The organism is Sphingobacterium sp. B29 (assembly GCF_001952815.1).
In the GTDB taxonomy this organism is placed as follows: Bacteria; Bacteroidota; Bacteroidia; order Sphingobacteriales; family Sphingobacteriaceae; genus Sphingobacterium; species Sphingobacterium siyangense.
This window is the reverse complement of sequence record NZ_CP019158.1, coordinates 1,106,546-1,118,596: the sequence shown is the minus strand read 5'-3', so window position 1 is coordinate 1,118,596 and position 12,051 is coordinate 1,106,546. Positions and strand designations below refer to the sequence as shown.

Genomic DNA, 12,051 nt, shown 5'->3' with positions numbered 1-12,051 from the left:
TAAGGGAATTCGACAGCAATTCGATCTAGGATTTAGATTATAATGGCAGTAATTACATTAACAACAGACTTAGGACACAAAGATTTTTATCAAGCCGCGTTAAAAGGTAGTCTTTTATCGCAGCTGTCCGGTGCCAATATTGTTGATATTACCCACGAAATTCCAGCATTCAATATCCCTCGGGCGGCCTTTGTATTAGGTAACGCTTATCATTATTTTCCTAAAGGAACCGTACACATTATCGGAATTAACACCCTGTTTCATGAAGAGTCGAAATATATCGGCATGAAATACAACGATCATTATTTCGTCGGTGCCGACAATGGTATTTTCAGTCTATTGCTGAATGGCAATGAACCTCAGGAACTCTATGAGCTCAACTTAATGCAAGACCTTCGGTATCTTCACTTTCCGCTCGCAGATATCCTTTCTAAATCCGCCTGTCATATTGCCAAGGGAGGCAAACTGAAAGAAATCGGAACTTCAATGCAACAGCTCATCGAAAAAGTAACTTTGCAGCCTATCTTTGATAAAGACATGATCCGAGGCAACGTCATTTATGTGGATGCTTTCGGCAATGCCATTACCAACATCTCGAAAGATCTATTCAATAAAGTTCAAAAAGGACGTCATTTTGTCCTTTATTTCAAACGCAATGAAACCATTACCAACCTTTCCTGGCATTACAACGAAGTAGGAGAAGGCGAGAAACTTTGTTTATTTGGTATTTCCAACTACCTTGAAATCGCCATCAATAAAGGCAATGCAAGCCAGCTACTCGGACTTCATGATGATGATTCCAATGTAATTCGTATAGAATTTAAAGATTAATTTCATAAATTCATCTGTAGTGCTTTCGCTCCATTTTTTTTCCTTGGTCAAACTGATCGTAGGGCTAAACTTGTAGATGTAGCTTTATGGCAAAATAAAATTTTACCATGAACGTTAGTTTAAACTAAACATTTGATAAATAGATCGTCCAAATACATGATGAAATTTTTAAGATTCCTTCTTCCAATCACCGTTCTTTTTTGTTTCTTTGGACAGGCCAAGTCGCAAAACAACCCAGACTCCAGCTCTTTTGAGGTACAACGAAGCCGTGTAAATGACCTACTCGATGCCCGTCAACAGAAATTCGGGGCTTATGACACGAGCCTCACACAAAAAACAGGACTTTTTGGTCTTTTCAAATCAAAAGGTGACATGCAAAAGAGCATCGATATCCTTAAAGATATCGTCATCACAGATAACAACATTTTCCTGGAAACCCAAAAACTATTGAAAATCAAAGATTTTGAAAAAGATAAATACCAACAATTGGCAACAGATTACGACAAGCAAGTATCAGCCTATATAGGTACCATAAGTAAACTTCAAAAAGAAAACGAAAAGCTGCGGGCACAGGGAGAGAAAACATCCGGAAATCTACCGCTAAGCAACATCCTCCTCTATATCGCTTTACTTGTTATCGCCGTATTAGGATATATACTCTATAAATTTAAAGCGCAACAAACAGCTCCGAAACAACAAAATTTAGGATAAAGCATCACAGCAATAAGCATTTGCACAACGAAAAGCTACTTAAAACAGCTGTTTAAATCAGAAAAAGTACGATTCTATTCAAAAATTGACTAAAGTATGATAGCAATATATTTTTAATCTCTTTACATTTGTCCTCGCAACAAAATTTGAAGTAGCGGATATGGCAAGAGGATTCAACAGCGGTAATAAACAAGAAGAAGATCTACCAAAACCAAAATTGAATAAGGAGCTCCTATTGAGAGCATCTAAATTGATGACCTATTTAAAACCTTATCGGCTTAAATTTGGGGTCGGCATGTTTTTCTTGGTATTATCCAGTTTGGCCATGCTCGCCTTTCCGGCTTTGCTTGGTGCCATGATTGATGCTGCGCAAGGCAAGCAAACTTATCCCTGGCTTGCACCACACGTCTATTATATTGGTGGAATTGCCTTTATTATTCTGTCTTTTCTATCAGTCGTCTCTTTTTTTCGTATACGAATCTTTGTTGAGATTGCTGAACGTACACTATCCGCATTACGCAAGGACACCTACCTCAAACTCATTTCATTACCAATCGAATTTTTCGCCAATCGCCGTGTTGGCGAATTAAACAGCCGCTTGTCTGCAGACCTTTCACAGATTCAGGATACGTTAACAACAACATTGGCTGAAATCTTAAGACAGTTGATTAGTCTTTGTTTCGGTGTATTTCTTTTGGTTTGGGTATCCCCCAAACTCGCGCTCATGAACCTTTGTATTTTACCGATCATTGTTGTGGCTGCTATTATTTTCGGAAAATTCATCCGCGAATTGTCCAGACAGGCACAGGATAAAATGGCCGAGTCAAATAGTATTGTTCAGGAAACATTGTTGGGGATAAGCAACGTAAAAGCCTTTGTGAATGAATATTTCGAATTCAACCGTTACAGTAATCAGATGGATTCAGTCGTGAAATTAGCGGTCAAAGGAGCTACCTTCCGAGGTGCTTTTGCCTCTTTTATTATCTTCTGTATTTTCGGTGCAGTGATCGCAGTTATCTGGTATGGAGCAGCATTAGTTTCTATCCATGAAATGACAGTAGGCGACCTAACGACCTATATTCTATATTCGATGTTTGTAGCAGGTTCTATGGGCAGTTTTCCTGAGCTATATGCCAATATCCAACGCTCTTTGGGAGCGAGTGAACGTATTTTGGAAATTTTGGATGAGCCACAAGAAAATCTCAATGTGAAACCTACTTGCAAGGAAGTCCACAAAACCATGACTGGTAAACTAAGCTTCAATCATGTTTCCTTTGCCTATCCAAGCCGTCCCGATATTGAAATCCTGAAAGACATCAACTTTACAGCCAATGCGGGTGATAAAATCGCCATAGTTGGCCCAAGTGGAACTGGAAAATCAACAATAGCTTCATTGATTCTACAATTCTACACAGCAAAAAAAGGGGAAGTAAGTTACGACGACAGGCCGGCATCCGATTTTGAGCTTTGTGATATCCGCAACCAGGTCGCTATCGTACCACAGGATGTTTTGTTATTTGGCGGGACAATTCGTGAAAATATAGCTTATGGTAAGCTCGAGGCTACAGAAGATGAAATTATAGCAGCTGCGAGACGTGCCAACGCGCATCAATTTATTTTAAATTTCCCTGAAGGCTATGACACCATTGTTGGTGAACGTGGCGTTAAACTCTCCGGTGGTCAGCGCCAGCGCATTGCCATTGCCCGTGCACTGTTAAAAGACCCTGCAATTCTTATTCTGGACGAAGCCACCTCTTCCTTAGACTCAGAGTCAGAAAGACAGGTACAGGATGCATTGGAAGAATTAATGCGTGGACGCACCTCGATCATTATTGCACACCGACTATCGACCATTGTTGATGCCGATAAAATTATCGTTGTCGAAAATGGAATCGTATCTGAAAGCGGTACTCACTTTGAACTGCTCCAAAAAGAAAGCGGTCTCTATCAGCATCTGTATAATCTGCAGTCAAAGCAGCAGAAAATTGATATGTAAAATTTTGTTAATTATTGATTCTTTTTAAACAAATTCACCCTGTGATTGTTCATTTGGTATCATACTTGATTATCATTTGAATATATAACAAAATAGAAGAATTATGAAAAATAGCAAAAATGGATTAGTGGCATTTGCTTTGGTAGGATTAGCTGCGGGAGCTGCTGCATGGTATCTTTTAGGAACTGATGATGGAAAAAAACAATTAGATCGTGCAAATGATGGCATTAAAAGCTTAACTAAGTCATTGAAAGATCTTTCAAAAAAAGAAGCTAAAAAGGCACAAAAACTAGCCAACAGAGCTTCGGCTGAACTAGACCATTTGAAATCAAAGGCACAAGCAGCGTTCAGCAGAGCTTCAGATGATGCAGATGCACTGAAAAACAAAGCAAAAGAAGCCGGCAGAGAAGCTTTGGACCACGCCAATAATGCCGCTCAAAATTTGGCAAGCAAAATCGACAATACAACTGATGCTGCAAAGTCCAAAATTTCTAACGCATAAGTAAAAAAACAGCTTTTTTAAGAATTGATGGTTTTGGTCACTCTCGTGGTCAAAATACATTTGTATCTTTGCTGCATATGACTTTGCTGCAACAGGTAAAAACTTTAATTCTTAAAGACATCATTCTGGAATGGCGTTCAAAATATGCTATTAACGGAATTCTACTATATGTCGTATCAACTGTTTTCGTTTGCTATCAAGCGTTCAAATCAGTTGATACGGCTACTTGGAATGCATTATTCTGGATCATTATGCTCTTCGCTTCGATCAATGCAATCAACAAAAGCTTCGTCCAAGAAAACCCAAACCGGCAACTTTACTATTATTCACTGATCGACCCTAGAGCAATCATTTTAGCGAAAGTCATTTACAATATGATGATGATGACTCTGCTGGCGGTCATTGCCTATTTTGTCTATTCGACAATATTCAGGAACCCTGTCGGTGATCCAACCCTTTACTTCATTTCGGTCATCTTGGGCAGCATAAGTTTTGCTACTGTTTTTACCATGATCTCGGGGATCAGCTCCAAAGCAGGCAACAATAGCACCCTAATGGCCATCTTGAGTTTCCCCGCCATTATCCCGCTGTTAATCGTATTAATCAAGCTGTCCCGCAATGCAATAGAAGGCCTGGAAAGGGCTTCCAGCAGCAAAGAAATAATCGTATTACTTGCAATTAATGTAATCACCATCACTATTTCTTTGTTGTTATTTCCGTACCTTTGGCGAGATTAAGTGTCAGAATTGAGAACAAACTAAATTCAATTTATCCATGAGAAAAAAATGGTGGAAAATATTAGCGGTAATGATTATCTGTGCAGTCATTATCAATGGTCTTTTAGGACCTGTTCCCCGCCTATTCATCCTTCACGAAAGCATACGAAATGTCTATTTTCATGTCCCAATGTGGTCTGCCATGTTCGTTATGTACCTGGTTTCCGTTATTTACAGTATTAAATACCTCAATACGGGCAAACAGGAGTATGATTTAATGGCCATTGAAGCTGTCAATACCGGAATAACATTTTGTTTTCTTGGACTTGCGACAGGCATGCTTTGGGCAAACATCACCTGGGGAGAACCCTGGCCAAACGATCCGAAGCTTAATGGCTCTGCAATAGCAACACTGATGTATCTGGCCTATCTGGTACTCCGTAATGCGCTGGAAGAAGAGCAAAAAAGAGCAAAAATATCTGCGGTGTACAATATCTTTGCATTTCCAATTATCATCGTGCTACTTTATATTCTACCAAAGATGACAGACTCTCTTCACCCCGGAAGTGGTGGAAACTCTGCCTTTGGCGATTTAAAAATGAGCAGCGAGCTACGTCCTACATTTTATGCAGCAATGATTGGCTGGCCAATGATTGCAGCTTGGATCTGTTCACTCCGCTATAGAGTACGTTTGCTCGAAAAGAAAGATTTGAACGCATAGAATTGAACGGCTAATACAATCCTCTATTTCTATCATAGAGAAATCGGGTAATGCCGAATAAATAAAAAACAGGATATTACATAAATCAAATAGCGTGTATCGAGTCATGTATAACAATGAAAACGACACGAATAATATTTTAAACAAATGAAAAAAATAACATTGTCAATCGCCTTACTACTCTTATCGACTTTGAGCACATTTGCACAAGATGATGTCGAGATGGCGACTGGATTGCGTAGCGAAGGTAAAATCTACGTTGTTGTATTGGTCATGTTGGTCATTTTTTTAGGTTTGGCTTTCTTCCTTTTCTTGCTCGATCGCCGTATCAGCAAATTGGAAAAAAAGAATAAATAGCATTTTATTGATCGCATACAATGATTATAAGTCAGTTTAGAAATTATTCACCCATCAATATTTTATTTCTATCCCTCGTGGGTTTTGTTTTATGTTTAGGCATATTTCTTCACCTTCCGGACAAACTTGATTCTGTAATCTTTGAACCTGCCTTGGGGAATCTTTTAGGAGAAAATAACTTAATCAACCTCTCTCCTTCGACCAATGTTTTTATCACACTGATCTTGACGATTTTTCAAGCAACGATACTCAATCGCATCACCAGCCATTTTAACCTGCTGGGCAAACCCAGTTTCTTGGTGGCTTTGATGTATATGACACTGGCCAGCTTGTTTTTACCATTTTTGGTACTGTCCCCGACCCTGATCTGTAATTTTATTTCGATATGGATGTTAAGCAAGTTGCTCTCCCTCTATCGGCAGACAGATGTTAAAGCCGAAATGTTTGATCTCGGTATGATTGTAGGTATAGGAAGTCTGATCTACTTCCCGTTTCTGAGTATGTTCTTCCTATTGTGGATAGGCCTACTCATTTTTAGGCCCTTCAATTGGCGTGAGTGGATCACCCCTTTACTTGGCCTGGCAACAGTTTATTTCATCTTAGCGGTTATCTATCTATGGATGGGTAAAATGCAGCAATTTTATACCATTTGGCTGCCGTTTACCTACAAATTCCCTACTGCTATTCGCATTCAATTAGTCGATTATCTGGTACTCGTCCCGGTAATCTTTACGTTAATACTCTTCCTATTGGTATTGAAAGACAATTTTTTCAAAAGTGTCGTGCATATTCGCAAGTCATTTCAACTGTTGTTTTTTATGTTATGCCTAGCGATCGTCTCGTTTTATTGGAATAAAAAACTAACGGAGGCCCATTTTTTACTTTGTGCCCCTTCTATCGCTATTTATATGGCTTATTATTTCACCTATGCCAAAAAGAAATGGTTTTTTGAAGTCGTATACGCCATCATAACACTTACCATAATCTACTTTCAGTTTTTCTAAACTACTGTACAATAAGTGTTTAACCTTTTTTAACAAAATCGGCTTAACAAGCTCGCAAAAATTGAATAGTTTTGTATGCGATTAAAAGCAAAGAACATTTAATATAAGAGTCAGATAACTCGAAAATTTCACTAAAACTAAATAAACATTAGTTTCTCAATTTTATAGATTGACCATGCAGAAACGCTTTACAAGCTCTCTAAGAAATAAATCACTCCAACTGTTGTTAGCAGGTGGAATTTTAGCTAGTTCTACTACCGCATTTGCACAAAAAACGACATCCGCATCACCTTATTCTCAATTTGGACTTGGTCAGATGCGTGAAGATTTATTGCCACAATATAGAGGCATGGGAGGTGTCAATACCGCTATTCGGAGAATTAATGGTGTATACAATACCAACCCAAGCAACCCTGCATCTTATTCTGCAACACAGTTTACAACCTTTGATGCTGGTTTATACGGGAATTACACGCAGTTAAATTCGACGACCAGATCCGATAATACTGCTGACTTTGCCTTTAGCCACATCACGATGACTTTCCCAATGAAACGATTTGGCGGTATCAGCTTGGGTATCCTTCCCTACTCAGATATAGGCTATCGGACATCTTCAAGTGGAACAGTCAATTCTGATCCCTATACGAAAGTATTCACGGGCGAAGGTGGTTTAACTAAAGCCTATGCGGGTTGGGGTGTACGCATTGTAAAAGGTCTGAGTATTGGTGCCAATATGTCTTATCTATTTGGAACCTTAAATGATTATAGCCGTGTAGAGTTTTTGCCTACATCCGGAGCATTAAATACGCAACAACAAAATAAGCGCGAAATCCAAGGAATTATCTTTGATTATGGATTACAGTACGAACAACCTTTAAATAGAGAATATTCGTTGATCGTTGGTTATTCAGGATCGCTAAATAATGACATCAAAGAAAGAACAACAATTTTTAATACAAGAATTACACCTTCAACGGATCCAGACAATCAAAACATTCCTTTGGATAGTACCTATGTTTCTGGCCGTAGCAGCAGGCATTTGACGCTTCCGTTGAAACACAATGTAGGTATTACCCTTGCACGTAATAACCGCTGGTTGGTAGGGGCCGATTTTAAATATGCCGATTGGTCAAGATTTCAGACAAGAGCGGGTGAAAACGAACTACGGAAGAATTATGGCGTAGCCATTGGTGGTCAGATAACACCAGATGTTACTTCGCTCAAATATTTAAACCAAGTAGACTATAGAGTTGGTTTTAGGTATAATAAAACACAATATTTCTTAAGCGACCAAAATATCAACGATATGGCGGTTACTGTAGGCGTAGGTTTGCCATTGGCAAGAAATCAATTTTCAGGGGCCTTCTCTAAAATAAATTTCTCTGCAGAATTTGGCCAAATGGGTAAAATTAGCAATAGCCTCCTACGTGAACGTTATATTAACTTTAATATCGGCTTTACCCTAAATGACCGCTGGTTTAGAAAACCTCCTTTAGATTAATTAATACGATGGTACGCAAGGCATTTGCTTCATCCATATTCCAAAATATATCGCCCCTAGTAATATTATCTTTACTAGGGGCGCTCTCATTGACCTCTTGCGAACCGGATCTCAAAGAGGTGGATCGCCTTGCCAACATGAAAAAGGAAGAGGCGGTCGACATTTCACGTCATGTCGATATTATCTATAGCGATTCCACACGGGTAAAAGCGAATCTCACAGCGCCCGAAATGCGTATCAAACACGATAGCACCGAAGTATACGAATTTCCAAAAAGCATAAAAATCATCTTTTACGATGACAATTTAAAGGAAACTCAGCGAATCACTTCCGACCACGCCATCCGAAGGGAAAAAGAAAAGACGACCACCTTTACAAAAAATGTGGTGGTAACGATGGCTGACGGTTCTGTCATCAAAACAGAAGAGATTATCTACGACGAAAGTAAGGCCGATAGCAACAGCAACATGACCTTTTATAATCATGTTCCCATTACGGCATTCTTTCGAGATAATCGCGGTAACTTACAAGGTTCATCATTTACTTCGGACAAAGATTTTAAACATGTCAATATAGCCAATGCAACTGGGTATACGGTCATTACCAACAACAACCTCTTCCCTTCGTTAGGTAAATAGCTCATCGTGGGCCATAAACCAGATTCCGGTTTGGTTTAAAAGCAGCCATGGATCTGATACAATGGCTCCAGACTGTTTATTTATACGATTAAGTTATTCAAAACGAATCATTTGAACTAAAAGAGAACAAAAAACTCCACTTTATACAAATAGTTTTCAAATTTGTTTTGCTACATTCAGGAAAATATTCCGTTTTTTTTTATAAAAATTGTATCTTGCACCGCATTTTGCTATGCTATGCATAAATTAACGAAATACAAGTATTTACACAATATAAACACAATAAGCAGACTATGGGATTAATGGGCTTTTTGCGTAACAAAGCTGGTGTCATCTTGACCGCGGCTATGGCTATCGCAATTTTAGCATTTTTACTAGGCGATGTCGTTCGAGGGGGAGCTCCTTTTTGGGCGAGACATCAAAATCGTGTAGGGGAAGTCAACGGAACTGAAATTGAATATCCTGCGTTCAGTAAGCAAGTTGAACAAACAGAGGAAATGTTCAAACAACAAATGGGCGGTGCAGTCACCCCTCAAATGCGGACCTACGCTGTTCAACAAGTATGGAATCAATTTTTGTCAAGAGAGATCTTGAAAAAGGAAATTGAAAAAATCGGTTTGACTGTCGGTAAAGACGAATTAAATGATTTAGTGCAAGGTAACAACCCTTCGCCTCAAATCGTTCAAGCCTTCACCAACCCACAAACAGGACAATTTGACCCGAGTCAACTGCGTGCTTTTATCACCCAAATGAACACATCAGGTAACCAGCAAGTGGCTGAACAATGGGAAGAACTACTGAAAGGCGTTAGAGATGAGCGTTTAAGCAGCAAATATGGCGAATTGCTTTCCAATAGCGTATATGTTACTTCTTTGGAAGCAAACGAAGAATACCAAGAGCGTAATAAACTTGCAGACTTCAAATACATTCTTTTAGATTACGCTTCTGTTAAAGATGCTGATGCTAAATTGACTGATGCAGATTACCAAGAATATTATAATGAACATAAAAACATGTTCAAAACACAAGAGGAAACACGTGCGATTCAATACGTAATGGTGGATGCAAAACCTCTTGCGAAAGATTCATTGGCCGTAAAAGAGACGATCAACAAATTGAAACAAGATTTAATCGTTGCTAAAGATGACTCGTTATTTGCTTCGATCAATTCAGACAACAAATTTCCGTTTACTTATGTGAAAAAAGGACAGTTGAGTCCTTCTTTGGATTCAGTTGTATTCAATGTCGCTGCCGGAACAACAGTTGGACCTTTCTTAAACAACAATGCATTTGAAATCGCAAAAGTTGTTTCGACGATCGTAAGCCCTGACTCTGTGAAAGCATCACACATCCTATTGGATCCTGCTGCCGAAGGTGGAATGGATAAAGCATTGGCGAAAGCAGATTCTATCAAAGGTTTGATTCAAAAAGGAGACAATTTCGCAGCATTGGCCGTTCAGTTCAGCAAAGATCCAGAGAGCAAAACGAATGGTGGAGAGCTGGGTACTTTAACAAGAGGCCGTATGGCACCAGATCTTGAGACAGCCATCTTCGAAAGTAAAACAGGCGATATCAAAGTTGTAAAATCACAATATGGTGTCCATGTCATTAAAATTGAGAAACAATCAGGTAGTTCAAAATATGCTAAAGTTGCCATCATTGACAAAGTGATCAACAGTGGGAAAGAAACGTTGAACAATGCGCATAGCAAAGCGACAGCATTCTTATCTGCAGCTACAGCACAGAACTTTGCTCAGGAAGCGAAAAAACTTGGTCTAGAAGCAAAAACAGCCTCACGCGTAACAGCGATGGACAATGTACTAGATGGTGCCGAAGCTCCGCGTGATTTAATCAAATGGGCTTTCGAAGCTAAAAAAGGTGAGATTTCAGACAAAGTATTTGAGACTGAAACCTCTTATATCTTAGCAAGCTTGGTCGACATACAGCCTAAAGGAACCCTTTCCTTGGATGCTGTTAAGAAAGATATTGAACCTGCAGTAAGAAATATGGTTAAAGCTAAAATCTTGAAAGATAAATTTGACAAGGCTTTAGCAGGTACATCTTCTATTGATCAAGTTGCACAAAAAGTTGGTAAAGCAGCTATTCACGTTGAAAATGTTGTCTTCGCAAATCCAGTTATCCCTGGTGTTGCATTAGAAAACAAAGTAGTTGGTACTGTTTTTGGACTACAGCCAAACAAACCTTCCAAAGCTATTGAAGGTAATACAGGTGTATATGTTGTACAAGTAAATGGTTTTACCAATCCTGCCGCCATTTCGGATATCAACGGACAAAAGAAACAAATGCTTGCAGCAAAAGCACAACGCGCTTGGGGATCTATTTTCCGCGCATTACAAGACAAAGCTGAAATCATTGACAATAGAGTGAAATTCTTTTAAAAGATTTTTAAGTAAATTTGTAGCCGGACGAATTATCGTCCGGCTTTTTTTTGATGTAAATATGGATATTCAAACAAATATTGTCAACAAAGTTGCGCAAAGTGGGTTAGTCACAGTTGACTTGGCCAACTACCATCCTAAGGCAGACAATGTAGTATATGATATTAAGGATAATCTCTTCCATGGCTTGATTCTTAAAGAAAAGGACTTCCGCGAGTTCATTAAGACACACGACTGGTCGCAATACGCGGGTAAACATGTCGCCATTACGTGTACTGCCGATGCCATTGTTCCGACTTGGGCTTATATGTTATTGGCCAACAAATTGGAGCCCTATGCAACGACAGTTATTTTTGGGGATTCAGAAGAGTTATTACGCATTCAGTATGCTGCGGCAATTGAACAGATCGACATGGAACAATTTCGGGATCAACGTGTCGTTGTGAAAGGTTGTGGCGATACTTTTATTCCAGAGTCTACATTTGTACAGTTTACAGTAAAACTAAGTAAGGTTGCAAAAAGTATTATGTACGGTGAACCCTGTTCTACGGTCCCCGTATTTAAGCGGACACAGCCTAAATAAATCAGCTCAGAATTAAGTATAAGTCATCGTCCATGAACGTCTCATTAACTCCAAAAGTTAAATTTATTTGAATGAAATTAACATTTCTTTTT

The 12,051-nt window shown here is 39.0% G+C and carries 12 protein-coding genes; all 12 read left to right on the top strand.

The window, feature by feature from the left end:
* The first annotated feature begins 42 nt into the window (after positions 1–42).
* The 12 genes from BV902_RS04780 (at position 43) to BV902_RS04725 (ending at position 11,959) form a co-directional block, all read left to right on the top strand.
* Positions 43–831 carry an SAM hydrolase/SAM-dependent halogenase family protein gene (locus tag BV902_RS04780; RefSeq protein WP_046672337.1) on the top strand — a complete coding sequence of 263 codons (789 nt, stop codon included), beginning with the start codon at positions 43–45 and terminating at the stop codon, positions 829–831.
* A gap of 156 nt (positions 832–987) precedes the next feature.
* Complete coding sequence (locus tag BV902_RS04775) at positions 988–1,542, top strand: hypothetical protein (RefSeq protein WP_075990982.1); 555 nt, start codon at positions 988–990, stop codon at positions 1,540–1,542.
* Between the two features lie 160 nt (positions 1,543–1,702).
* Entirely contained in the window at positions 1,703–3,538 is a 1,836-nt protein-coding gene (locus BV902_RS04770; RefSeq protein WP_075990981.1) for an ABC transporter ATP-binding protein, read from the top strand.
* Positions 3,539–3,641: 103 nt separating this feature from the next.
* On the top strand, positions 3,642–4,040 hold the full coding sequence (locus BV902_RS04765; RefSeq protein ID WP_075990980.1) for a hypothetical protein: 399 nt from the start codon (positions 3,642–3,644) through the stop codon (positions 4,038–4,040).
* A gap of 77 nt (positions 4,041–4,117) precedes the next feature.
* A complete protein-coding gene (locus BV902_RS04760; protein ID WP_075990979.1) occupies positions 4,118–4,777 on the top strand; it encodes a heme exporter protein CcmB in 660 nt (219 codons plus the stop codon).
* Between the two features lie 37 nt (positions 4,778–4,814).
* Positions 4,815–5,477: a cytochrome c biogenesis protein gene (gene ccsA, locus BV902_RS04755; protein WP_075990978.1), complete on the top strand. Its 663-nt coding sequence runs from the start codon at positions 4,815–4,817 to the stop codon at positions 5,475–5,477.
* A gap of 147 nt (positions 5,478–5,624) precedes the next feature.
* Positions 5,625–5,834, top strand: coding sequence for a CcmD family protein (locus BV902_RS04750; RefSeq protein WP_046672332.1), 210 nt, complete (start codon positions 5,625–5,627; stop codon positions 5,832–5,834).
* Between the two features lie 20 nt (positions 5,835–5,854).
* Complete coding sequence (locus BV902_RS04745) at positions 5,855–6,838, top strand: DUF6427 family protein (RefSeq protein WP_075990977.1); 984 nt, start codon at positions 5,855–5,857, stop codon at positions 6,836–6,838.
* A gap of 175 nt (positions 6,839–7,013) precedes the next feature.
* Positions 7,014–8,339: a hypothetical protein gene (locus BV902_RS04740; protein WP_075990976.1), complete on the top strand. Its 1,326-nt coding sequence runs from the start codon at positions 7,014–7,016 to the stop codon at positions 8,337–8,339.
* Between the two features lie 8 nt (positions 8,340–8,347).
* On the top strand, positions 8,348–8,977 hold the full coding sequence (gene lptC, locus BV902_RS04735) for an LPS export ABC transporter periplasmic protein LptC (RefSeq protein ID WP_075990975.1): 630 nt from the start codon (positions 8,348–8,350) through the stop codon (positions 8,975–8,977).
* A 293-nt stretch (positions 8,978–9,270) separates the two neighbouring features.
* Positions 9,271–11,376 carry a peptidylprolyl isomerase gene (locus BV902_RS04730; RefSeq protein WP_075990974.1) on the top strand — a complete coding sequence of 702 codons (2,106 nt, stop codon included), beginning with the start codon at positions 9,271–9,273 and terminating at the stop codon, positions 11,374–11,376.
* 61 nt (positions 11,377–11,437) lie between these two features.
* The gene (locus BV902_RS04725; protein ID WP_075990973.1) at positions 11,438–11,959 is read left to right on the top strand and encodes a DUF2480 family protein; all 522 of its coding nucleotides are present in this window, start codon (positions 11,438–11,440) and stop codon (positions 11,957–11,959) included.
* The last annotated feature ends 92 nt before the right edge of the window (positions 11,960–12,051 follow it).

Bases quoted from the DNA above. Each gene is read 5' to 3' on its own strand.
- BV902_RS04740 (WP_075990976.1), top strand. From the start codon at position 7,014: ATGCAGAAACGCTTTACAAGCTCTCTAAGAAATAAATCACTCCAACTG.
- ccsA (WP_075990978.1), top strand. From the start codon at position 4,815: ATGAGAAAAAAATGGTGGAAAATATTAGCGGTAATGATTATCTGTGCA.
- BV902_RS04765 (WP_075990980.1), top strand. From the start codon at position 3,642: ATGAAAAATAGCAAAAATGGATTAGTGGCATTTGCTTTGGTAGGATTA.
- BV902_RS04725 (WP_075990973.1), top strand. From the start codon at position 11,438: ATGGATATTCAAACAAATATTGTCAACAAAGTTGCGCAAAGTGGGTTA.
- BV902_RS04730 (WP_075990974.1), top strand. From the start codon at position 9,271: ATGGGATTAATGGGCTTTTTGCGTAACAAAGCTGGTGTCATCTTGACC.
- BV902_RS04760 (WP_075990979.1), top strand. From the start codon at position 4,118: ATGACTTTGCTGCAACAGGTAAAAACTTTAATTCTTAAAGACATCATT.
- BV902_RS04770 (WP_075990981.1), top strand. From the start codon at position 1,703: ATGGCAAGAGGATTCAACAGCGGTAATAAACAAGAAGAAGATCTACCA.
- BV902_RS04775 (WP_075990982.1), top strand. From the start codon at position 988: ATGATGAAATTTTTAAGATTCCTTCTTCCAATCACCGTTCTTTTTTGT.
- BV902_RS04745 (WP_075990977.1), top strand. From the start codon at position 5,855: ATGATTATAAGTCAGTTTAGAAATTATTCACCCATCAATATTTTATTT.
- BV902_RS04750 (WP_046672332.1), top strand. From the start codon at position 5,625: ATGAAAAAAATAACATTGTCAATCGCCTTACTACTCTTATCGACTTTG.
- BV902_RS04780 (WP_046672337.1), top strand. From the start codon at position 43: ATGGCAGTAATTACATTAACAACAGACTTAGGACACAAAGATTTTTAT.
- lptC (WP_075990975.1), top strand. From the start codon at position 8,348: ATGGTACGCAAGGCATTTGCTTCATCCATATTCCAAAATATATCGCCC.